Source organism: Acidithiobacillus sp. (assembly GCF_027322205.1).
In the GTDB taxonomy this organism is placed as follows: domain Bacteria; phylum Pseudomonadota; class Gammaproteobacteria; order Acidithiobacillales; family Acidithiobacillaceae; genus Acidithiobacillus.
In genome coordinates, this window is record NZ_DAHVHY010000029.1 from 1 (window position 1) to 24022 (window position 24022).

The window sequence follows — 24022 nt, forward strand, 5'->3', positions numbered from 1 at the left end:
TTCGGGGGTGCCCACGATCAGCGGAATCACTGCCCACGATCGCCGGAATGCGCACTCAGTTGCTGAGTCATTACCAAACGATTGAATGGCAGGCGGTCAAGGCTCAGCAGCAGCCAGCGGCAAAATTGCTGATCCAGGGTATGATGCCGGTTACATACGGCGGTCTGCGCCATCTGCGTGAGCAAAGCCTGAGTGTACCGCAGCAGCAGTCTTTGTATTGGACCACCCTGACCAAACACCTCCTTGAGTGCTTGTCCGCGTAACCGATAGCCGTAACCAGCACTGTGCACGACGGCTTGGTTGATTGTGGATTCTCCCCCAAGGAAGAGCGTGATGCCAGCAATCCCTTCGTTGCCAATCACGGCTACTTCCGCCGATTCACCATCCTCTGTGAGGTAAAGCAGAGAGACGATGGAGGTGGTCGGGAAGTATGCGTGCGTTGGCGGGCGTCCCGGTTCGTGGAGGACCATGCCGAGTGGCATCGGGATTCTTTCCAGCTGTGGAAAGAGTTCTGCCGCGTGCTCATCTGCCGGTAGTGCGGCAAGCAGATAATTCTGGCGAGGGTCGTGCGCGTATGACATTCGGCTCTCCTGTCGCCCAAATTTACTCTGGAGATTTTGGCGTATTTTTATGACGATATCAAACGGCAGCCTCTATGTGTGGTAACCAACTGATAAAATTGTACTTCGCGCTAAAACCAGCAGCCTGATCGAGCCTGTGACGGGCATACAGGAGCCAAGTTGGCTATCACTGCCCACGGCGCGGCTTTGAATGCGCATCATAGCCAGATTTCTCATTCTATAAGCCAATCATTGTAGATACCCGCGTGAATAATTCGGTGGTTTTTAATGGTTTGTATTTATTGATGGTACGCAATCGCACACATAAATAATTATTTAATGTTCGATGCAGAACATATTATATCAATTGTATTTTCAATATATATCATAAAGTTGGTTGTTTGTGTGATGTAACATACTGATATAGATACTCCATATATCCATGGCTTCAGATGTTAAAATTAGCCAAAAATAAAGCGAAAATATTGTTGACTATGCTGTGTGTGGTACATAACATAGCGCTTCAACGGCACAGCAATATGCTTTTATATATTGAATTGCAACATAATAATATCTATTAAAATCAGCATAGTGCTGTATTTTATGGTAATCACAAGCAAGGGCTATCTAATATGCCATCAAGCAACAAATACCTGTCCGACTGCACACCCGATCGGACCGTAACCTTTAATCTGGCACACGCCATACGGTTAATCGTATGTAGTCAGCTGATGTTCCCATTGTTGTGTTTCCCATGGGCCGCCACGGCCACGCCTCAGTTCATCGGTGGTGGTGGTACGATCACGGCTGGCGCAGGCAACACCAGTAATGCCGGGATCGTGGTTAACGCCTCCACCCTGGATATTGCCGCCGGCTCTGCTCTGGGCAGCGGGTTGCTCGACCTCCAAAATGGGGCGCTACGCACTTCTAGCAGCCTAGCGAGCAATAACAATATTGTGCTGGATCAGGGTGCTCCACCAGCCACCATGACCTCTCTTTGCGGGGGCGCCTACTGCTTTGGGGTCGGCGACAGCATGACCTTGAATACGGTCGGTAATACCTACGTGAGTACGCCTTCCCTCCTGCAACAAATGCAATTCCCCAGCAACAATAAGGCGCTCGGCATATGGCTAACCAAAGGCTGGCAGACCGACTGGATGGCAGGCATGCAAACGTCGATGCAACAGGGTTATGCTCCCGTTCTGTTTGATTATTACCTGGGGGACCTGGGCTCTATGGGTTCCGGTGCCTGGGGCTATGTGCAGCAAAATGCACAAGCGTGGCTGGCAAACACCCAACTGCTCGCTAACTATCTGTCCACGTTGAGCGGTACCGTGTCCGTAGTGATTCAACCTGAATTTAATGTCCCAGGGGTGGGTAATGAGGCTCAATTCGGGGCATGGCTCGCCCAGGCGGCACAGATTCTTCAACATGCCCAGCATCCTGGCCTGACTATTCTCACCAGTGCCGGCGTCGGAGACTTCGGTGTCTATAGTGGCAGCACCGAAAACGCGTCCCAATGGTCCAACTTTTACCCGTCCCTGAGCGTGGCCGCGCCGTACCTGAACTTCATTACTTTTCAGGAAATGCGCGGCGCAGCTACTGGTGGAACGGTGGTCAGCCCCCAGCAGGAGGGTATGAGCACCATAGCCGGTCGGGTTATCGCCTTTTCCCGCTATCTGCAAGCGACCTATGGCAAACCGTTGCTCCTCGGGTACATGATGATGGATCCGTACACGCCAGCAGGCGATACCGCAAACTGGTCGGCGATTGCCGCCAAAGCCTACGCCGAAATCTTGCAGGTTTCTCCTGAGTTACAGCAGCAGGGCGTCTTTGGCAGCCTCGCCATGGAACTTTTCAACGACATGAATCACTCAACGATCAATGGCGTCGATTACTTCGGCACCTCCTCAGACTATTTCGGATTGGTGAACAGCAACGGTGCCCCGAACACTGCCGGGATTGGCAATGGACCTTATGTGCTCAACGCGGACGGGCAGGCATGGGTCAACGGTACGGCGAACGCCAGCACCGCACAAGAGGTCCGCAATGGCGGAACCATTGACACGGTAGGCAATGCCGACACATTCAATGGCACGTTTTCAGGTAATGGGGGATTATTCGTGGTAGGGGGCGGTAGTGTGACGCTGACCGGGAATAACACCTATGCCGGAAACACCTATATTGAAGACTCTACCCTATTACAGTTGGGCAATGGTGGTATCACGGGCAGTATTATCGGCAACGTCCTCAATGACGGCGTTTTGTCATTCAATCAATCTGGCAACGTCACCTTTCCGGGTCAGATCAGTGGCCTGGGCATCGTATGGCAACAGGGGCCGGGCACTTTATATTTGACGGGCAGCAACAGTTATACCGCTGGCACCCTGGTTACGGGTGGCACCTTGGGCGTGGGCGCCGAGAGTGCGCTGGGCAGCGGCAACATCACCTTGGATGGTGGCGCTTTTGAAACGACTTCGGCATTACAAGATGGTAGAGTGTTCTTCATCGGCCTCAACGGCGGCACTCTGAATACGGATGGTTATACGGATACCTTCGCAGGCAACTTCATCCCAATGAACAGCACCCCCGATGGCGGTGTCACCGTCACCGGGGGTGGCACGGCGGTATTTACCGGGGAGGACAGCTACACCGGGGGTACCACGATCACGCCGGGCACCACGCTCCAGATTGGTAATGGCGGCAATAGTCAGAGTGGCATTCTGGGCAATGTTCTGGATAACGGTTCCATTGTTTTTGATGTGCCTGAACAAGTGTCTTTTCCGGGTATGATTAACGGGTCAGGCAGCGTCCGTGAAGAAGGCTCTGGCACCTTGGCCCTCACCGGTAGCAATGGTTACGCCGGTGGCACGGTTGTCAGCGATGGTGGCACGCTGGCTATTGGCGCTGAGCCTGAAATGGGTAGTGGTAACATCACCCTCAATGACGGGACATTTCTGACCACGGCAGCATTACAAGATGGTCGCGCTTTTTTTATCGGACAAAATGGTGGAACGATCAATAATGACGGCTTCATCAACCGTTTTGCCGGAAATTTCATTCCCGAAAATGGCACTTCAACCGGTGGCCTGACGATCTTCGGAGGTGGTACCACCATTCTTTCCGGAGAGAACACGTATTCCGGAGGTACCACGATTGATGGCTATACGGACCTTCAGATTGGCAATGGGGGCATGGGTGGAAATCTTCCGGGCAATGTCGTCGATAACGGTGCGCTGGCGTTTAATAGCGCCGGAAACATTGTGGTGCCGGGTACCATCAGTGGATATGGCATGCTCTGGCAACAGGGGCCGGGCCTGCTTACATTGACGGGCAGCAACACCTACCAAAGCGGCACCACGATTGCGGGTGGCACTCTCGGCGTCGCTAATGTCGAGGCCTTGGGTGGTGGCGCACTCACGCTGAATGGAGGCACATTCCTCACCACGCAAGACTTGAACCTGTCGTTGCCCGTCGCGGTGAATAGCAATGGGGGTGTTATAGACACGGACGGCAACATTGACACGGTAAATAGCAGTTTTTCCGGGAGCGGTCCACTGACGATAGTCGGTGGCGGATCGTTGATCCTGGACAACGCCTCCAATACGGTGGGTTACTCAATGGTCGGTGGCGTGTCTGCGTTTTCCACAGTTACGTCACCGACCACGCTGGAAGTCGGTGATGCAGCACACCCTGGGGCTACCCTGAATAGCGCCATAACCGTGACTTCAGGGGGCGTTTTGCGCGGCCATGGCACGGTCGTGGGTGATGTCACCAATGATGGTACAGTATTTCCCGGCGGCAGCATTGGCACCCTGCATATCAACGGCAACTATACACAGAATGCTGGGGGTACGCTGGCTATTGAGGTTGCCCCTTCGGTGCATGATGTGCTGGCCGTTTCCGGCACCGCCAACCTTGCCGGGAAATTGCTGATACAAGTGGATCCTGGCGCCAGTTATGTGGCCGGGGATCAGTACCAGATACTGACTGCGGGAGGGGGGATTACAGGAGCATTCTCGACAACCGTTTATGATCCATTTCCGGCCTATGTTACCCCCAGTCTGGCGACCAATGAAAACGGGCTCAGCATCCAATTGGCCGCCACTCCTGGGCAAGTGGGCATGAATGACGCTCCGGCGTATCTCGGCGGGCAGCTTTACGCAGATATTCCTACCGCATTGATCAACATGACGGCGCAGGCGGATACGCTGGTATTTGCGCATGATAAAGGTTCCGCAGGGGCGGCGATCGCGCACACCATGCTGGACTCCATGGGGACCGTCATGTCAGGACAATTGGCCAACTTATCCGTCCCAGACGCGCAGGATCAGAGTGCGCAGAATGGCAGGTCACCGTCCGGATTCTGGTTACAGGGATTAGGAGACGTCGGCAATGCCACTGGATCTGCCGGAATATCTGCGTTCTCCGATCAAAGTGGTGGTGTCTATGGCGGCGTGGATTTCCGGCACCACGGCTTTACGGCAGGGGTGGCGATGGGGTACGTACATACCTTACTGAACCTGCCAACAACAGGCTATGCGGATGGTAGCCAAGCGAACATCGGAAGCATAAGCACGACACTCTATGGCAAATATAAGCACCATCACGTATTTGTGCAGGGACTGGTGGGGTACACCAGTGAATCCATCCAGGGGTTGCGTAACCTTCCGAATACGGGCGCTACAGCCTTAGGCAATTATCACGGGCAGATGATACACGCTGTGCTGCAGGGTGGATATGCTATTCAGACGCCCTGGGTGACGGTGACCCCGAATGCCAGCGTGGCAAGCTATTCGCAGTCACAACCGGGATTTTCGGAGCATGGGGCCACATCACTCCTCGACTTAAACTATGCCGCCCAGACGGACAATGAAACGGATGCTACAGCGGGTGCCGACTTTAGCCATGTTTATCATGTCGGGAAAATGGCCGTAACACCTCATATTGATCTCGGGGTCCAGCGTATCTTAACCGGCAACGCGCGTTTTATCACAGAAACATTAGGCCAGTTGGCCCCGGTGTCGGAGGTGGGTATAGCTCCGGACAGGACATCGCTTACTACTGATGTGGGCGTTAATCTGCATATTATCCATAGATTATCTTTGTACACCGAGTATATGGGAAACTTTGCTGGCAACATCTCAACCACTGGACTCGCGATGGGCGGAGTATGGCGCTGGTGATTTCAGGAAAGTATAGGTATCCCACCGTACAGACCATGATCCGATGTTACAGCAGACTGTGCGGGATTCGTCACTGGTAATTGTGCGCCTACCTTATGTCCGGCATCGGGTAGAGCCTGTACCCTCTCAGCTTACTGGATGCCCAGACATCAGGAGAATTCGCATGCCTCGCGCAGATTCAGCCCTTCCAGTCCCTGTTCTCAATGACATTCTTGAGGCTTTCCCAAGTAAGGAGCGTGAGCGATTTTTGCTGGGATGTGATCCCGTCGAATTGCGGTTTGCCGATATTTTAGCCGAACCTGGCGAGCGTATCCGTCATGTGTACTTTCCCACAGGCAGTATCATTGCTCAGATTACACCGATCGATCGACGCGCAGGGCTGAGCGTAGGGATGGTGGGAAACGAAGGCATGGTCGGGATCCCTCTCATCCTCGGCGCAACCACTTCAGCGTTGCCCGCTGTGGTTCAGAACGCGGGCTCTACTCTGCGTATGACTGCGGTGTCGTTTCGCCGCGAACTCCAGTGTAGTCCCGTGCTGCAAAGCCTGCTAAATCGCTACCTTTATGTCGTGATGACGCAGTTGGCACGAACGGCCGCCTGCAGCCATTTCCATGTCGTGGAGGCGCGTCTCGCCCGTTGGCTCTTGATGACCCAGGATCGATCCCACTCGAATCAATTTCATGTCACACACAAGTTCCTGGCTGGCATGCTGGGTGCGCGCCGGGTCGGCGTCACTACCGCTGCGATTGCACTGCAGAATCGCGGGCTGATCCACTATTGCCGCGGGGATGTGACAGTTCTCGATCGCGCTGGTCTGGAAGACGCTTCCTGCGCCTGTTACGCGGTGGATAAGGCGGACTATATCTGGATACTCGGTGAGGTTAGGCGCCCGAGCGCTACATAGTGTGAGTCAGCGTGTGGACTTTCAGATGGTATCCCGGTGTCGGTGTTCACTAAGTGGCAGGACGCCCGATTGCAGGAGCGCAGCAAATTCACCAGCCGGTACCGGGGGCGAGAAATAATAGCCTTGCCCCTCATCACAATGGAGTGCCAAAAGCAGCGCATGTTGTTCTGCGGTTTCGATACCCTCTGCAACCGTCCGTTTCTTGAGGTTTATACCCAGGCTGATTACCGCGCTGACGATGGCGGCACTGTCCGCGCTGCTGGTCATCTGACCCACAAACGATTGGTCTATTTTTAGCGCATCGACGGGATACTGCCGCAGATAACTGAGGCTGGAGTAGCCGGTGCCGAAGTCGTCAATGGCCAGCTTTATCCCCATGCCTACCAGCGCATTGAGTACGGAATTGGTGGATACAGAGTCACTCATGAGGACGGTTTCGGTTATTTCGAGTTCCAGCAGGTGCGGGGCCAAGCCTGTTTCCGCGAGGGTCGCGCGGATATTCTCAATAAAGTCCTTGCCACGAAACTCGAATGCGGAGGTGTTGATGGCGACGGTAATCGGCGGGAAACCTGCCTGTATCCAAGCCTGGGCCTGACTACAGGCTTCGCGCAGCACCCAGTGACCCATCGGCAGGATCAGACCACACTCTTCGGCGATGGGCACGAACTCCTCTGGTAACAGGATCCCGCGTTCCGGGTGTTGCCAGCGAATAAGCGCCTCGACGCCGACCGTCTCGCCGCTGAGTAGATGAATTACCGGCTGGTAGTGCAGCACAAACTCCTGCCGTTCCAGTGCCCGACGCAGGCCGGTTTCAATGGACTGCCGCTGGATGGCCCGCGCATTCATCTGCTGTTCAAAGAATTTGTACGTGTTGCGTCCGTTCTTGGCATAGTACATCGCGCTATCCGCGCTCTTGAGCAGTGTTTCCGTATCCTGGCCATCGTCCGGATAGATGCTGATGCCGATGCTTACGCTGATATGGAGTGCATGCCCACCAATGTGATGTGGTGGCGTAAGTGCCGCGAGTATCTTATCCGCAGAGAGGGCGGCATCTTCGGCGTGCTCAATATTCGGAAGCAGCACGACGAATTCATCCCCACCCTGGCGACTGATGGTGTCCGAGTGCCGTAGACCACCTTTCAGTCGTTGCGCCACCGATTGCAGCAACTGATCGCCCATCGCGTGTCCCAATGAGTCATTAATATATTTAAATCGATCCAGATCCAGAAACATCACGGCGAGCGGTCTTTCCTGGCGTCGTGCCGCCTCAATGGCCTGACCGAGTCGGTCTTGCAGCAGTAGCCGGTTGGGCAAGCCGGTGAGCGCATCGTGTTGCGCTGCGTAATCCATCTGGTCTCTGGCCGCCTGGACCTGATCGGCCAGTTCGTGGGCCTTAATGGTAGCGACCACCAGGTGTTCGTTCGCCTGCCGCAATTGCAGTATGTATTCGTCGAGCGCCGCCTTCTCTTTGGATAATGACGCTTCGGTGCTGCGTAATCCAGACTCTGCTTCGCGCAGTTTATGCACCGTCTGTTCCAGCACCCGGCGGTGGTGCTTCGATTCCCTGTACAACAGGCGTACTTCCAGCATGTTGTGGATGCGCGTCAGTACTTCGGGCAGATCGAACGGCTTGCTGATGAAATCTTTTGCACCGGCTTGCAGTGCGCGCAGTTTGTGCTCCGGTTGGGCGGTGATCACCAATACCGGAAGATAACCGTCCAGTTCGATTGCCTTCAGGCATTCCATTATCCGGAATCCATCCGTGCCAGGCATCTGCAGATCGAGCAGGATCAGGTCATAACGGTTTTTTCGATGGAGCTCACAAGCTGCATGCGAAGCCGTCGTAGAGGCGATGGAAGCATAACCGGCGCCGCGCAGCATACGCTCGAGCAGAAGCACATTGGCATCCTGATCGTCAACGATCAGGATGCTGGCGTTAACAATGTCGGATGCACTGAGCACCATTATTCGTGCTGCTTTGTTTGCACTGATTGCCCCTTATGTTTTGCAAACTCCAGCACCTCGTCCAGCGTGTGCAGGAATTCATTCACCTTGATCGGTTTGGTGAGGTAGCGGAAGAATCCTGCCTTCAGACCCTTCACGATGTCGCGCGGGATAGCATTGGCACTCAGGGCCACCACCGGGATGTGCGCTGTTGCCGGGTCTTCGCGCAATATCTGCATCGCTTCGATACCGCTGATGCCGGGCAGATTGATGTCCATCAGGATCACCTCCGGCTGAAACGCCCGCGCAATTTCGATGCCGAGATGTCCATTCGCCGTACTCAGCAGGCGCATATCGGGGCGGCGCGCAATCAACTGCTCGATCAGCTTCAGGTTGGCCTGATTATCCTCTACATAGAGCAGCGTGCGTAACGGTGCGTCGTTGTGAACGTGCACTTGAACCACCGGCGTAGATTCGGTGATGCCAGCCACACTTTGTGGTGAGGCGGCCGCGGTCAGCTCGATCCAGAACACGCTTCCCACCCCGATGGCGCTTTCCACGCCGATTTCGCCCCCCATCAGTTCGACCAGTCGCTTGGTCACCACCAAGCCGATGCCGGTGCCTTCCTCGGCACCGGCTTCCTGGCCGAGACGATTGAACGGCTGGAACAGTTGTGCCAGCTTTTCCGCAGACAAACCCACGCCAGTATCGGTGACGCTGATACGTATACGCTCCGGGGCGATCGTGGCGCATGCCACGACGACCGTGCCGTCCGTCCGGTTATATTTGATCGCATTGGAAAGCAGATTGATGAGAACCTGCTTAAACCGGGTCCGATCGACCTTGACAAATTTATCGAAGGCGCGCTGGGGGAAGGTCATGCGGATGCCTCGTTTTTGCGCCTGCGGTTCGATCATGGCCTGGCATTCGATCATGACTTCGGAGATCGACACCGATTCCAGCGACAGCGCCAGTCTACCTGACTCGATCACCGCGAGATCGAGGATTTCGTCAATCAACTCCAGCAGATACCATCCCCCCTGGAGAATCTGCTTAATGCTTGCCGCCTGCGAGGGTGTTGGCGACGGGGAATCGGATTCCATCAACTGGGCGAAACCCAGGATCGCATTGAGTGGGCTGCGCAGTTCATGACTCATGCTGGACAGGAACTCAGATTTCGCCCGATTGGCTTTTTCCGCAGCGGACTTGGCGTCGATCAGCGCGGTTTCAACTTGCCTGCGCTCGGTCTGGTCACGGGTTAATTTGGCGAAACCACGCAAATTGCCGAATTGATCCCGAATCGCCGTATATATCACATTGGCCCAGAAGGTTGATCCGTCCCTCCGTACCCGCCAGCCCTCATCCTCAAAGCGACCGTTGGCTATCACCGCCTCCAGGTCGCTCTGCACTTTGCCGTTGCTGACGTCTTCCACAAGATAAAAGCGCGAGAAATGCTGTCCGACGATCTCTTCCGCATGATAGCCCTGGATCCGCTCCGCACCGGCATTCCAGCTTACCACGCGTCCCTCCGGATCAAGCATGACAATGGCGTAGTCGGTCACACTCTCGACCATCAAGCGAAAGCTTTCCTCCGCCCACCGCAGTTTGTCTTCCACCTGTTTGCGCGCGGTATTATCGGTGCCGATCAACAGATAGCCGATGATTCCTTCTTGATCGTTGCGCAGCGCCGTGACCGACACCACCGCCGGAAAGCGGCTGCTGTCCTTGCGGATGTAGGTCAGCTCGTAGATGTCCTCTATCCCGCGCGAGGCCTTGAACACCAACGCCTCGAAGCCTGGGGCAATGGCGGTTGTGAATTCGAGCTCCAACGCGATGGAGCGCGCGATCAGTTCTTGCGGATCAGAAATATCGGCCGGGGTGATCTTGTTCACCACTTCGGCAGCCGCGTAGCCCAGCATGCGCTCAGCGCCAACGTTGAGCAATTGAATAACGCCCTTCTCGTCGGTGGCAATACTCGAGAAGTTGGCGCTGTTGAATATCGCGTTCTGCAGTGCCCCGGTTTTAATCAGCGACTCTTGACGGCGGAACTCGGTGATGCCATCCATCGTAGCGACGTGGTCGTCGGAATTCTGCACATCGAGTACTTTTTTAGCCATCGGATTGCCTGATTATCGGTAGTGTAACTAAATAATGGTGTGGTGAGGAATATACTTCCCGCACCCAGCAGTCTGTGACATCTTGACATCTTGCGTTAACGACGCCTGAGTGTATCACAACAGGAGGTGCTGCATCGGAATCCGTTCGAGTTGAGGAAAAAGAGTGCCGCTGATTTATTGTCAATTGCAAGGCACTCGGGATCCTTCCATACTTTCAAATATGAACGATTTACCGGTCCACTTCGACTGCAATGCCAGCACCCCGATAGACCCATTGGGGGCGCGTCTGGATCTCTTCACTATTGGGGCGGAGATCGACGGGGTGGCAGACTGATGGACGCTGTTACCTATGACGCCTGGTATGATACCCCTCGCGGGCGCTGGATCGGCACGGCGGAGTTCCGCCTGCTTTCCAGGCGCCTGCAGGCGCGGCCGGGAGATACGCTCCTGGATGTGGGCTGTGGTACCGGGTGGTTTACCCGCCGCTTTGCCGGGGAATGCCTCCGCGCCACCGGCCTTGATCCCAACCCGGACTGGCTTGCCTTCGCCCACGCCAAGGGTCCCCCCGCGATCCGCTGGGTAGCCGGAGACGCCCGCTCCCTGCCTTTTTCGGACCGTAGTTTCGATCATGTGGTTTCGGTCGCGGCCCTGTGTTTTGTGGAGGATGAGCGGCAGGCCGTGGCCGAGATCGTGCGGGTGGCGCGCCAGCGTTTCGCCATCGGCTGGCTCAACCGAGCAAGCCTGCTCTACGCGCAGAAGGGGCAGGGTGGTGGGAGTGGAGCCTACCATGGGGCGCGCTGGCATCGTCCCGACGAGTTGCTCGATTTTTTCTCCGCTTTGCCGGTCCGCCGACTGGCGGTGCATTCCGCCATATTTCTGCCTGCCGGGAACCGGGTGGCACGGACGCTGGAACGGTTGCTGCCCCACACGCTGCCCTGGGGCGGCATGGTAGTCATTTCGGGGACGGTACCTTCCTAACTTCTACGGCTGCGGTGGCAAGGGTTTTACGGTGGCCCACACCTGAATACCGTTGCGCCGTTTTTACGATCCCGGGCGTTGGCACAGTATTCGCCTTAACGCGGCAACTGCATGGTGACGCAGTGCAGACTGCCGTGCTGACGGGCCAGTTCGATGCAGGGGGCCGGGATTACTTCCCGGTCAGGAAAGGCGCGTTGCAGACGCTCTTGCGCGATGTGATCGGCGGGGTCGTCGTAAGTGGGCAGCAGGACGGCGGCGTTGAGGATGAGAAAATTGGCATAGGTCAGGGGGAGGCGGTTGCCCTCGTCGTCAAACTGCGCCTGTGCCCAAGGCAGAGGAATCAGGTGATAAGGTGCGCCATTGCGGTTGCGGAAAGCGCTGAGTTCAGCGGCCATTTGCTGGAGCGGAGCGAAGTGGCTATCGTCGGGGTCGTCACAACTCTGGTAGGCGATGGTGTGGGGGTTGCAGAAGCGGGCGAGGGTGTCGATGTGGGCATCGGTGTCGTCGCCTTCCAGATGGCCGCTATGCAGCCAGAGGATGCGTTCTACGCCGAGCTGGGTACGGAGGACGTCCTCGATTTGCGCCGCGGACCATTGCGGATTGCGGTTGGGCGAGAGCAGGCAGGCACTGGTAGTCAGCAGGGTGCCGGCGCCGTCCACTTCGATACTGCCGCCCTCCAGAACCATCCCGGAAGTCTCCAGTGCTGCGTTTCCGTAAGCCCCCTGGGCATGCAGTTGGCGGGTAATTTGATTATCCAGGTCGGCGCGGAATTTGAGACCCCAGGCATTGAAGGCGAAGTCCATCAGTTTGCTCTGACCAGCGGGATTCTGCAGGGTGATGGGACCGTGATCGCGGGTCCAGGAGTCATTGCTGGGGACGGTGTGGAGATGGCAGCGCGCGCGCTCGGCCCCGGCACGGTGCAGATATTTCCTACATGCCTCGACGCTGGCCGCGTCATGGCAGGCAATGAGCACGTCTTCGCGGAAGCTGATTTCACGGGCAATCCTGGCAAATACCGATAGCACCGCATTCAGTCGCGGCGCCCAGTCGCTATCGGGGTGCGGCCAGGTGAGTTGTACCGCTCGTTGCGTGGCCCATTCCGGGGGGAGGATATATTCAGTCGCCATGATGCGCTCCGCCATATGTGATTTTGGCATTATCGTGGGAGTTTAAGGCTTCTCGTCAGCTTGCTCCACAGGCTAAACTGTACCCTATGCAAAAATCTGCCGAACGTATGGATCATTTATTGTCCCGTCTGGGATATTGCAGCCGCTCCGAAGCGCGTGATCTGTTGCGCCAGGGGCGGGTGCGAGTAGCCGGGGAACCGCTGCGCAAAGCCTCTGCCAAAGTGGATGCGGCGCTGGTCTGGGTGGATGAAGAGCCCATTGATCACCCTCATGCCCTCTATCTGCTCTATCACAAACCCTTGGGCAAGGTTTGTGCTCACGATGATCCGCGTACCATTTATCAGGATTTTCCCTTGCGTTGGCGCTACCGGCGACCGTCGCTGAGCAGTGTCGGGCGTCTTGACCGGGAGACCAGTGGCGTCCTGCTGCTCACTGATGACGGCGACTGGCTGCACCATTGGACGAGCCCCCGCCGTGCTATTCCCCGGGTATATCGCGTGACTCTGCAGGAGCCATTGCGGGGTGACGCGGCGAACATCCTGGCCGCAGGAACCCTGATGCTGGAAGGCGAAGACACGCCCTGTCGCCCTGCAGTGTTGCAATGCCTGACAGCTCGCGAGGTGCTGTTGACCCTGACGGAGGGGCGTTACCACGAGGTCCGCCGGATGTTTGCCGCTCTGGATAATCTGGTGCTGACCCTGCATCGGCAGGCCTTCGGGCCTTTTGCGCTGGACGATCTGCCTCCCGGCCAGTGGCGTGAACTCACGGAAACAGAGCGTATGACGGAGAAAACCCCATGATTTGGACGCCGCATGTGACAGTAGCCACCATCGTAGAGGAGAACGGCCGTTTTCTGCTCGTAGAAGAGGTGGTGGATGGGCAACGCTGCTTCAATCAGCCTGCTGGCCATTGGGACCCCGGTGAAACGCTGTTGGATGCGGTCGTCCGCGAGACCCTGGAGGAAACGGGATATGCCTTCCATCCGGAATATCTGACGGGCGTTTATCACTGGGAATATCCTGAGAAAAACCTGACTTATCTGCGCTTTGCTTTTGGCGGCCGCCTTGGCCCCCGGGATTCGAACCGGACCTTGGATGAGGGTATCATCGGCCCGGTCTGGCTGACCCCGGAGGAAGTGGCAGCGCGCCAGGAAGAGATGCGCAGCGTCATGGTCCAGCGCTGTATGGCGGATTATCAGGCGGGCCAACGTTATCCGCTGGAGCTGTTCCATATGGTCTGAATAGCCCCGGAAACCGGGGTGGACTGACGCTGGCCCGTCTGCGTGTTATATTACGGGCATAAAGGCATCGGCAGAGACGATGAACATGATAGACGCGGACGGCTATCGCCCCAATGTGGGCATGATCATTTGTAACGAACACAATCAGGTGTTATGGGCCAAACGCCGGGGTGAAAATGCCTGGCAGTTCCCCCAGGGCGGCATCGATTATGCGGAAACGCCGGAGCAGGCGATGTTTCGTGAACTGGAAGAAGAGGTGGGGACTGCCAAGGTCTGCATCCTCGGCAGGACGCGGGGTTGGCTGCGCTATGAAGTGCCCTGTGCCCGTCATCGCGCCTCGCGCCGCCGTTATCGTGGGCAGAAGCAGATCTGGTTTTTACTCCGTTTTGAAGGCGAAGAGGCGGAAATCAATCTGCGCACCCAGCAGCCGGAGTTTGAGGACTGGCGTTGGGTGGATTACTGGATGCCGGTGAATGAAATCATTGCCTTCAAGCGCCGCGTGTACTGGCAGGCGCTGCGGGAGTTGGCGCCGTTGATCAATGCGGGTCCTGCACCTATGTCTGATCCGCAGTCCACTGCGGGGCGCTCCGCGGGAGAGTGAGGCTGGTTCTGGAAGTTCTTGCCCAAACGCCGAAGCATGTGCATCCCCAGAGTGTGCATTCCCGGTTACCATGCAGCAATTTATAGGTCGATTAAAACGGTGTCCCCAATATAAATCGCTGCCGTCCCGTATTCTCAGCCAGCTCTGCTTCCGGCTGGGATTTTATGGATTTGCTGAATGTCTGCACAGAACGGTTATGAGTATGGGTATCATACCATAAGATAATGCTGATTAACGGCCTGAGGTATCGAGCCATTTGCCGCCATTGCAGGAAGGCTTCATGAGCATGCATCTCACTTTTCGCCAGTTGCAGGTGTTTACCGCCGTGGCGAAACATCAGAGTTTTACGCGCGCGGCGCAAGCGCTCCACCTGAGCCAACCCGCCGTATCCATGCAGGTCCGGCAGATGGAAGAGCAAGTCGGGCTGCCCCTCTTTGAACAACTGGGACGGCAGATCTATCTCACCGAAGCAGGACGGGAAATGGCGCGTTATAGTACCGCTATCATTCAACAGATGGATGAGGCGGTGCAAGTGATCAATGATCTCAAAGGGCTGGCGGGCGGGCATATTCATATCAGCGTGGCGACCACCGGGGCGTATATCGCGCCCTATCTGCTGGCGGCGTTCAGTAAATTGCACCCGCAGGTGACCTTCAGCATGGATGTCACCAATCGGGAGACGTTGCTGCGTCAGTTGGCAGAGAACGAAGTGGATGTCGCCATCATGGGGCGGCCACCATCGGGTTTGTTGCTAGAGGCTACGGCCTTTCTGGAGAACCCGTTGGTGGTCATCGCCGCGCCTGATCATCCCTTGGCTAAGATCAAGGCGATTACTCTGCAAGCAGTGGCGGCTTATCCCTTCATTATGCGGGAGTCGGGTTCGGGGACGCGGATTGTCGGAGAGCGGTTCTTTGAAAAGGCCGGCGTCATGCTGCATGCGAGCATTGAAGTCAGCAGCCACGAAGCCATCAAACATGCGGTACGCGCCGGTATGGGACTGGGCATCGCTTCTCTGCACACGGTGCGGGAAGAGTTGCTGGCGGGACATCTGGCGGTGCTGGATGTACAAGGCATGCCCATCGAACGCCACTGGTATCTGGTACACCGTCAGGGTAAGCGCCTTTCAGCGGCGGCTCAGGCCTTCCGGGATTTTTTGCTGGATCAGGAGGCGGCGCGTCTGCTGCCGGAGTAGGGAGAGTTATCTGGTCGGGGTGATATAAAAACGCCCCCGGATAGGAGCGTTTTCATCTGATGGACCAGAGCCTGTAGATGGCCTACCTGTGCATGCCCAGCTTTTCGCGCCAACCTGGATAGAGCTTATCGGCATCACTTGGGAAGGATTCGAAGGCCCGTGCGAATTCCTTGTGCTCCCTGGCGTACTCAATGGGATCAGCACCCGCCTTCCAACACTCGTAAGCCTGACGCAGGGAGACCGCGCCGGCCGCCGGGCTGTCAATATGGCCGTAGGAGCCACCGCCTGCCGTGTTGATCACGTTGCCGTGGCCCAGGTTCTCGAAGAAGCCGGGCAGACGCAGGGCATTCATGCCGCCGGAGATGATGGGCGTGGTGGGTTTCATGCCATACCACTCCTGATGGTAAACGGGACCGTCACCGCTATCACGCTCAATCATGTAGGCGATGTTGCGGTCGTCGGCACCGCCCTCCATCTTGCCGTAGCCCATGGTACCCACGTGAATGCCGGAGGCGCCCTGCAGGCGGGCCATTTTGGCCAGCACGAAGGCGGTGTAGCCGCGATTGGCGTTGGGCGAGGTGATCATGCCGTGGCCAGCGCGGTGGTAGTGCAGATACTGCCCGGGGTACTGGCGACGTGCTGTGGTGATCATGCCGGGGCCACCCACGAAGCCATCCACCAGGAAGGCCAGCTTGTCGGCGTCGGGACCAAAGGTTTCCAGGGCGAAGTCGGCACGGGCGCACATCTCATAGTGGTCGTCGGCGGTGATATTCATGGAGAACAGCTTGGCTTCGCCTGTTTCGTCCATGGCGCGTTTCATGGCGTCATATACCAGCGGGATGGTCTTTTTCACCGGAGCGAACACCTGGTTGCCCTGGGGTTCGTCGTTCTTGATGAAATCGCCACCGAGCCAGAACTGGTAAGCCGCTGCGGCAAAGGGTTCGGGGCGCAGACCCAGCTTGGGCTTGATGATGGTACCGGCGATATAACCGCCATCTTTGATCGGCCGACCAAGGATCCGCCACAGATCAGAAATGTCCTTGGCCGGGCCATCGAACAGCTGGATAGCGCGCGGGGGCATGAAGAAGTCGATCATCTGGCCATGTTCGATGTCGCCCATGCCCTGGTTGTTGCCGATGACCAGTGTCAGGAAGGAGACGATCATCATGCGGCCATCGGTGACGTTGCGGTCGAACAGATCCAGCGGATAAGCGATGCGCATATCTTCGGTGGCTTCATCGATGTGATAAACCAGCGCATCCACGCCCTTGGTGAAGTCGTCGGTGGTGGAGACCTCGACGTTGGTGCCGGTGGAAGACTCGGCGGCAAAGTGGGCGGCGGCCTCCAGATAACCGTGGCCGGCCTTGGGCTTCATCTTGTAGGTCACCAGAATGTGCTTACCACCAGCGATAAGGTCTGTTTCTTTCAAAGAAAGATCGGCATAACGATTAGATTGATCCATAGTTGTTCCTCGCTCATATTAACGGTAAAGAGATTGATTTAGCTGCCAATATCACATCATATTTGATCCGGAATACCCGCTCTCACTATGCAGACATTATTATAATGGGATATATAAACCTGTTTTTATTCTAGCACCCCCAATTCGATCGACATACCAGAAGAATCTTATTGACCCCATAAGTAAAATAGTATTGGTAATTTCTGCCGGTCGTCTATCAGCAGGCGGCCAAGTCCTGAACGGAAGAGAGATGGTGTGCCGTGCCATCAGGTTTCCGCCCTGTCCCCGGACACCCGCAACAGCCCCTGCAACAAAGCGTCAGGATCTGGCGGGCAGCCCGGTATCTGCAGGTCCACGGGCAATGTCTCTGCGATACCATCCATGACCGCATAACTGCCCCGGAACACACCGCCAGAACAGGCGCAGTCGCCAATGGCGATGATTCGCCGGGGTTCGGGCATGGCGTTGTGGCAGTCGTGCAGCGCCGCGACCATGTGACGGGCCACCGGCCCGCTCACCGTCAGCACATCGGCGTGGCGCGGGGATGCCGTGAAGCGAAAACCGGCCTGCTCCAGGCCATAGTGGGGGCCGCCTAGGGCATGGAGCTCCAGTTCGCAGCCATTACAGGAGCCCGCGTCCACATGACGGATGCTGAGACTGTGGCGGAAGCAGGAGGGGCTGGCGGATGCCGGGTCCCGCTGGGTCCGTGGCGGTTTTTCCCCGGCTTTTCCCAGCCGCAGGGCCTCACGCAGTATCCGATACATCACCGTCTCCTTTCGGGAAGCGCCCAGGCGCTGTGCTCAAAGATCATGGCCGCTGTAACTCAGGTTGAAAGATTTGTTGATGAGCGGAAAATCCGCGACGATATCGCGCAGGACCGCCTCTTCCAGCGCCGGCCAAAGGGTCCACGAGGGGTCCTGGGGGCGGCAGTGGCGAATGTTTCCCTGCTCCATGCGCAGCCAGAAGAATATCTCGCCCCGCCAGCCCTCCACCCAACCGACTCCTTCACCCGCGGCATCCCGGAGATCCAGCGGGTGGTATATGTTACCGTCGGGCAGTTTCTGGAGGATCTCCTCCTGTAAGCGCAGCGACTCGGAAATCTCCAGAAAACGCACGGCCATACGTGCCGCGACATCGCCTTCCGTGGCTGTGGCCATCCGCACCTGGAGCTGGTCGTAGGGGATGTGGGGGAACTGCACCCGCAGATCCCAGGCCTGGCCGCTGGCTCGGCCGGCGACCCCCATGAGTCCCAGATGCGCCGCCCGCTCGGGGGAAATTACGCCCAGTTGTACCACGCGGTCGCGCAGTCCGCCGTGTTCGGCGAGGATCTCCTGCAGGCGCCCGACAGCGGTTTTGAGTGCCTGCCCCCCACCTTGGAGGGCCGCGATGGCCGCTGCCGTGAGATCAAAGGCCACCCCACCGGGCAAGACCCTGTCCATGAGATAGCGATGCCCGAAATAGTGCTGATTCTCGCGCAGCAGGTCCTCTTTGAGGGCCTGAAACTGAGTCAGGGCGAAGGCCAGACCGGCATCATTACCGATGGCGCCAAGATCACCGAGATGATTGGCCAGTCGCTCCCGCTCCAGGCAGAGGGCGCGCAGCCATTGGGCACGCTCCGGCATCTGCATGGAGATGATCTGTTCCACCGCCTGAGCATAGCTCCAGGCATAAGCCACCGTGCTGTCGCCGCTGATGCGTCCGGCCAGGTGGGCGCCCCCCGCCGCCACATCCAGGCCCTGGAAGAGGCGCTCCACGCCTTTGTGTGTATAACCGAAACGCTCCTCCAGGTGCAGGATTTCCTCCCCCAGGACCTGAAAGCGAAAATGCCCCGGCTCGATGATGCCGGCATGTATGGGGCCGACTGGAATCTCATGGGTGTCCGGGCTGCTCGCGGGCAGGAAGGTGTAGTCGCGATCTGCGGCGATATCCAGACCTTCTCCAGAAAAATCGGTGCGCAGGGGAAATTGATCAGCAGGCCAGGCCGCATGCCGCAGCCAGGGACGGGTATCATTTACCCCCGTCGCGCGGATACCCAGCAGATCATACAGGGCGCGTTCCATGCGCAGAGCGCCCGGGAAAATGGCGGCTAGACTCGGGTAGGCGGCAGTGGCCGGGTCCACGATCATTTCCGTGCGGACGATGCCTGTCTCGGACAGAAATGCCGCATGGACGAGATAGCCTGCTTCCGTGGTGCGGCGGTCCTCGCCCCAGAGGGCCAGCAGACGTCCACCCTGCGCACGGATGTTTTGAGCGGCAAGCGGCCAATATTCTTTACGGAGGCGGCCGGACCACACCGGCAATGCTGTACCCCAATGCCTGAAAGTAGCCAGTACGCGTAGTGATGGGTTGGGCATGATGGTGTTCCTATCCATGAAGGAGCAGCAGTGCGGCATGCTGCATCCATTGGACCAGCATCCAGGGGATGAATGTCCCGAGTACGATGATGAGCGCCAGTTGAATGAAAACCGGGATGATGCCGGAGACGGGCTGACGGGCGATGCCTTCCGGGGCCGACCCGAAGACCATCCCCTGCAGGCGCGGAAAAATTCCGGCGAAGGCGACACCCAATCCCAATAAGAGCAAAGGTGTTAGCCAGGGTTGGACCTGCAGGGTACTGGCGACGATGAGAAATTCACTGAGAAAAAGTCCGCTGGGTGGCATCCCCAGGATAAAAAGCACCGCCAGCATGAGTGCCCAGCCCAGGAGGGGGCTGAGTTCCAGTAAGCCGCGGATGCGCTGTATTTCCCGGCTGCCGACACTCTGTACCGCTTGTCCGACCGAGAAAAACACGGAGGACTTGGTCAGGCTATGACTGATCATGTGCAGTAAACCCGCAAAACTCGCCAGTGGTGCGCCGATCCCGAAGGCGAAGGTGGCCAATCCCATGTGTTCAATGGAGGAATAGGCGAAAAGCCGCTTTACATCCCGCTGCCGCAGCATGGAAAAGGCCGCCACCAGCAGGGAGAGTAAACCGAAGCCCATCAGCAGCCGACCGGCGAAGTCCGGACCGAGGGCACCGTCCACCAGCACTTTGGCGCGCAGCACGGCGTAGAGGGCCACATTGAGCAACAGTCCGGAAAGTACCGCCGAAACCGAGCTGGGGCCGCTGGCGTGGGCGTCCGGCAGCCAGTTGTTGAGCGGGCTCAGGCCGATTTTGGTCCCGTAGCCCACCAGCATGAAGATGAAGGCGATGGCCATGACCTGCGGCTGTAATTGACCGCGCACGGCTTCCAGATGCGTCCACAGCAGCGCGTCCGCACCGTGCCCGAGCACTTTCTGGGCGGCGAAATACAGCAGAATCGTACCGAATAGCGCCATCGCCAGACCGACACCGCAGAGGATGAAATATTTCCAGGCGGCCTCCAGGCCCTCCGCCGTGCGGAAAAGGCTCACCAGCAAGACCGTGGACAGGGTGGCGCCTTCCATGGCCACCCAGAGGATGCCCATATTGTTGGTCAGCAAGGCCAGCAGCATCGTGGTGAGGAAAGTCTGGAACATGGCGTGATAGAGGCGGACACGCCGACGGGAGAGCGACCAGTGGACGATTTCCTGCGCCATATAGCTGCGGGAGAACCATGCCGTACTGAGTGCCACTACCCCATCCACCAATACCAGCACGATACTGAGGTCATCCACCATGAACTGCCCGCCGTCAATGGTAAATGCGCCGTCGCGCAACACCTGCACCGCGAGGGCCAGGATAGCCAGCAGGGTCAGCGTATTGAAGCCGATGAACAGTGCTGCGCCCCGGCGTCCGTCGCCCCAGAGGGCGAGTAGGGGGATACCGATCGCCGCGCACGCCAGCACCAGCAGGATCAGCATCATTCCTCCCGGATCTGTTCGAGATGTTGGAGATCCATGCTGTCGAAGGTCTCCCGCATCTGAAAGAAGAAAATACCGAGAATGACGAAGCCGATCAGGGCATCCAGGGCCACCCCCAGTTCCACGACCATCGGCATCCCCAGCGTGGCACTGGTGGCGGCGAAGAAGAGTCCGTTATCTATGGCGAGAAAACCCACCACCTGGGAAATGGCCTTGCGCCGTGTGATCATCATCAGGAAGGCGAGCAGCACGGCGGCGAGGGCAATGCCGACCATGCCGCGGGTCACCGCGCCGGTCAGGGCGGTAATGGGTGCAGCGAGGGAGAAGGCGAAGATGACCAGAACGATGCCCGCGAGCAAGGTCAGGGGGATGTTGAGCACTGCCTCGACATCGCCGCGCACCTGAAGACGCCGCAACAGACGATGCAGGACCGTCGGGATCAGGATGGCTTTCAGGCTCAGGGTCAGGGCTGCGGAAAGCCATAATTCTGTTTGTCCGGTCAGCAGCGCCACCAGCGCTGTACCGGCGGCCAGGACTACACCTTGCCAGGCGAGAAGATGAATCAGGGTGAGTAGGCGCCGTTGCGCCAGCATGGCGAAAGCCAGCAATAAAAGCAGGGCAGCGAGGAGTCTCAGCAGGGGGATACCCCAGGTAAGCCCCTGTGCGGTAATCGTCATATTACGCCCCCAGCATGAAGAAGCTCAGGAGTCCGATGACCCCGAGCAGAAAAGCCGTGGCCATGAATTCCGGCGCCCGAAAGAGGCGCAGCTTGGCGAGCAGGGTTTCGACCAGTGCCAGGATGAGGGCGGCGGCTGCGAATTTCAGCAGCAGAGCCAGCAGCGTCAGGGGCAAGGCCGCAATTTCTGCGGTGGGCACGATACCCCAGGGCAGGAACAGGGCAATGCCGATGGCCACATAGAGCACCAGTTTGATCTGCGCGCCCCATTCCATGAGCGCCAGGTGCCGTCCCGAATATTCCAGGAGCATCGCTTCGTGGATCATGGTCAATTCCAGATGGGTGGCGGGATTATCCACTGGAATCCGCGCGTTTTCCGCCAGCAGCACCATGAAAAAGGCAGCAGCGGCGAACACCATGCTGGGGTGCAGGGCAAAGCGCAGTTGCTCCAGATGGGTTACGATCACGCTCAGCGAGGTGGACCGGGAGAGCAGAGACGCCGTAAACAGAGCGGCCAGCAGGGCGGGTTCCGCAAGCCCGGCGATCAGCATTTCCCGATGGGCACCCAGGGTGGCGAAGGGTGTCCCCGTATCCATGGCCGCCAGCACCTGAAAAACCCGCGCCAGGGCGAACAAACCCACCAGGGCGATGACATCGGCGGTTGGTGCCAGGGGCAGGCCGGTGGCGAGAATGGGGATGATTCCGGCCGCCAGACAGAACGCTCCGAAAATCCCGTAGGGTGCAAAGCGGAAGAGCCAGGACGTTCCTTCTGCCTGCAGGGATTCTTTATGGAACAGGCGATAGAGATCGCGGTAGTTCTGCCAGCAGCCAGCCGGCCGCCGGTTCTGCAGAATCGCCCGCAATGCCCGCAGTAGCCCGGCAAAGAGTGGCGCGAGAAATGCCACCAGCAGCACCTGTGCCACTTCCAGCAGTAGGGCGGTCATCGCCAGAGCGCCAGCAGGATCAGCAGGGTCAGAAAACTGTAAAGCAGATACAGGGTGATGCGACCCTGCTGCAGGCGCAACACCTGAGTCGATATCCAGAAGGATATGCGGTTCAATGGCTTATACAGGATGCGGTACACCGGTTCGCCGATCCGTAGCTGCCAGCGGCCGGCATCGTCTGTCTCCCGCTCCGCCTGATACAGCGGGGCGAATATGCGCAGAAGGGGTTGCGCAAAGCCCATGGGACTATCCTGCATGGCCGGCGTCCGAACGGGAAAGCCACAGGCCCAGGCCGGTACGCGCCGCAAGGGCCGGCCAAAAAAACTCCAGATCAGGAGAAAACTCAGACCGAGGGCGGTCGCCATGCCGAGGAAGAAAATCACCGGACTGTAACTGGCGCGTTGTGCGGAGACCGGGGTCAGCCACAGCCCTTGCTGGACGGCGAAACCCTGACCGAGCATCTCCAGCAACACGGGATGCAGCAGATTCAACAGGACACCCGGAAAGAGTCCGAGGAAGATGCAGGCGACACTCAGCAGGGCCATGGCCGACCGTTCCCAGCGTCCGGCCTCGTGGACATGCTGGGTGCCGCGCGCCTGGCCGAGAAAGGCGATGCCGTAAAACTTGACCATGGCATAGGCCGCCAGAGCGACCGCCAGCACCACGCCGGAGGCCGCCAACGGTAAGACCGCACTGAGGGTGCTTTGCGGCAGGGCGGGGGAGAGCAGAAAGGCTTGCAGGAGCAGCCATTCGGAGGCAAAGCCGTTGAGCGGGGGTAAGCCGGCGATGGCGAGGGTGCCCAGGAGCATAAAAAATGCGGTCTGGGGCATCTGCCGGATCAGGCCGCCCAGGCGATCCATGGCGACGCTGCCGGCTCCGTGCAGCACGCTGCCACTGCCGAGAAAAAGCAGTCCCTTGAAGAAAGCATGATTCAGGGCGTGATACAGGGCGGCGGCCAGGGCCAGGGCCGCCAGGGCATTGAGCCCATGTGCGCGGAAGATCAGGGCGAGGCCGAAAGCCACCATGATCAGCCCCATATTTTCTATGGAGGAATAGGCCAGCAGGCGCTTCATGTCGGTCTGGACGGCGGCGAAAAGCACCCCGAAGAGGGCTGTCGCGAGGCCCACCACCAAGACAAAAGGACCCCACCACATGGCCAGCTTGCCGAGGAAGAGAAAGTCCACCCGCAACATGCCATAGAAGGCTATCTGCAGCATCGCCCCGCTCATCAGCGCGGAGACCGGGGCGGGGGCGGCGGGGTGGGCATCC

The 24022-nt window shown here is 58.0% G+C and carries 18 protein-coding genes; 7 read left to right on the forward strand and 11 right to left on the reverse strand.

What is annotated here, in order from left to right:
- Positions 1–26: 26 nt before the first annotated feature.
- On the reverse strand, positions 27–581 hold the full coding sequence (locus M7F93_RS06290) for a Crp/Fnr family transcriptional regulator (protein WP_298170748.1): 555 nt from the start codon (positions 579–581) through the stop codon (positions 27–29).
- Positions 582–1291: 710 nt separating this feature from the next.
- Between M7F93_RS06290 and M7F93_RS06295 the strand changes: the two genes are divergently transcribed.
- Positions 1292–5746: an autotransporter outer membrane beta-barrel domain-containing protein gene (locus M7F93_RS06295; protein ID WP_298170751.1), complete on the forward strand. Its 4455-nt coding sequence runs from the start codon at positions 1292–1294 to the stop codon at positions 5744–5746.
- A 163-nt stretch (positions 5747–5909) separates the two neighbouring features.
- Positions 5910–6650, forward strand: a complete 741-nt coding sequence (locus M7F93_RS06300; RefSeq protein WP_298170754.1) for a Crp/Fnr family transcriptional regulator — start codon at positions 5910–5912, stop codon at positions 6648–6650.
- A gap of 21 nt (positions 6651–6671) precedes the next feature.
- Here the strand turns inward: M7F93_RS06300 and M7F93_RS06305 are convergent, their stop codons facing one another.
- Positions 6672–8615, reverse strand: coding sequence for a GGDEF/EAL domain-containing response regulator (locus M7F93_RS06305; RefSeq protein WP_298170757.1), 1944 nt, complete (start codon positions 8613–8615; stop codon positions 6672–6674).
- Entirely contained in the window at positions 8615–10711 is a 2097-nt protein-coding gene (locus M7F93_RS06310) for a hybrid sensor histidine kinase/response regulator (RefSeq protein WP_298170759.1), read from the reverse strand. The genes M7F93_RS06305 and M7F93_RS06310 overlap by 1 nt, the downstream gene beginning before the upstream one ends.
- Positions 10712–11044: 333 nt before the next feature.
- On the opposite strand from M7F93_RS06310, the gene M7F93_RS06315 reads away from it, so the two are divergent.
- Positions 11045–11689, forward strand: a complete 645-nt coding sequence (locus tag M7F93_RS06315) for a class I SAM-dependent methyltransferase (RefSeq protein ID WP_298170761.1) — start codon at positions 11045–11047, stop codon at positions 11687–11689.
- Positions 11690–11784: 95 nt separating this feature from the next.
- On the opposite strand, the gene M7F93_RS06320 is transcribed toward M7F93_RS06315, so the two are convergent.
- Positions 11785–12816 (reverse strand): agmatine deiminase family protein, encoded by a 1032-nt coding sequence (locus tag M7F93_RS06320; RefSeq protein WP_298170765.1) that lies wholly within the window; start codon positions 12814–12816, stop codon positions 11785–11787.
- Positions 12817–12902: 86 nt separating this feature from the next.
- Here M7F93_RS06320 and M7F93_RS06325 point away from each other — a divergent pair, with 86 nt between their 5' ends.
- The 4 genes from M7F93_RS06325 (at position 12903) to M7F93_RS06340 (ending at position 15849) form a co-directional block, all read left to right on the forward strand.
- Positions 12903–13616 carry a pseudouridine synthase gene (locus M7F93_RS06325; protein WP_298170768.1) on the forward strand — a complete coding sequence of 238 codons (714 nt, stop codon included), beginning with the start codon at positions 12903–12905 and terminating at the stop codon, positions 13614–13616.
- Positions 13613–14056: an NUDIX hydrolase gene (locus tag M7F93_RS06330; protein ID WP_298170770.1), complete on the forward strand. Its 444-nt coding sequence runs from the start codon at positions 13613–13615 to the stop codon at positions 14054–14056. The genes M7F93_RS06325 and M7F93_RS06330 overlap by 4 nt, the downstream gene beginning before the upstream one ends.
- Positions 14057–14141: 85 nt before the next feature.
- Positions 14142–14657, forward strand: a complete 516-nt coding sequence (locus M7F93_RS06335) for an RNA pyrophosphohydrolase (RefSeq protein ID WP_366144716.1) — start codon at positions 14142–14144, stop codon at positions 14655–14657.
- Between the two features lie 280 nt (positions 14658–14937).
- A complete protein-coding gene (locus M7F93_RS06340) occupies positions 14938–15849 on the forward strand; it encodes a LysR family transcriptional regulator (protein ID WP_298170776.1) in 912 nt (303 codons plus the stop codon).
- Positions 15850–15931: 82 nt separating this feature from the next.
- On the opposite strand, the gene M7F93_RS06345 is transcribed toward M7F93_RS06340, so the two are convergent.
- From M7F93_RS06345 to M7F93_RS06375, 7 genes are all read right to left on the reverse strand, one after another.
- On the reverse strand, positions 15932–17311 hold the full coding sequence (locus tag M7F93_RS06345; RefSeq protein ID WP_298170779.1) for a ribulose-bisphosphate carboxylase: 1380 nt from the start codon (positions 17309–17311) through the stop codon (positions 15932–15934).
- A gap of 266 nt (positions 17312–17577) precedes the next feature.
- Positions 17578–18075 carry an NADH-quinone oxidoreductase subunit B family protein gene (locus M7F93_RS06350; RefSeq protein WP_298170782.1) on the reverse strand — a complete coding sequence of 166 codons (498 nt, stop codon included), beginning with the start codon at positions 18073–18075 and terminating at the stop codon, positions 17578–17580.
- A 36-nt stretch (positions 18076–18111) separates the two neighbouring features.
- Positions 18112–19665 (reverse strand): hydrogenase large subunit, encoded by a 1554-nt coding sequence (locus M7F93_RS06355; protein ID WP_298170786.1) that lies wholly within the window; start codon positions 19663–19665, stop codon positions 18112–18114.
- 10 nt (positions 19666–19675) lie between these two features.
- Positions 19676–21136 (reverse strand): hydrogenase 4 subunit F, encoded by a 1461-nt coding sequence (locus M7F93_RS06360; RefSeq protein ID WP_298170789.1) that lies wholly within the window; start codon positions 21134–21136, stop codon positions 19676–19678.
- Entirely contained in the window at positions 21133–21810 is a 678-nt protein-coding gene (locus M7F93_RS06365) for a formate hydrogenlyase (protein ID WP_298170792.1), read from the reverse strand. The genes M7F93_RS06360 and M7F93_RS06365 overlap by 4 nt, the downstream gene beginning before the upstream one ends.
- A 1-nt stretch (position 21811) precedes the next feature.
- Positions 21812–22753, reverse strand: coding sequence for a respiratory chain complex I subunit 1 family protein (locus M7F93_RS06370; RefSeq protein WP_298170796.1), 942 nt, complete (start codon positions 22751–22753; stop codon positions 21812–21814).
- A partial coding sequence (locus M7F93_RS06375) for a proton-conducting transporter transmembrane domain-containing protein (RefSeq protein ID WP_298170799.1) occupies positions 22750–24022 on the reverse strand: 1273 nt, incomplete at its 5' end. The genes M7F93_RS06375 and M7F93_RS06370, both read right to left, overlap by 4 nt.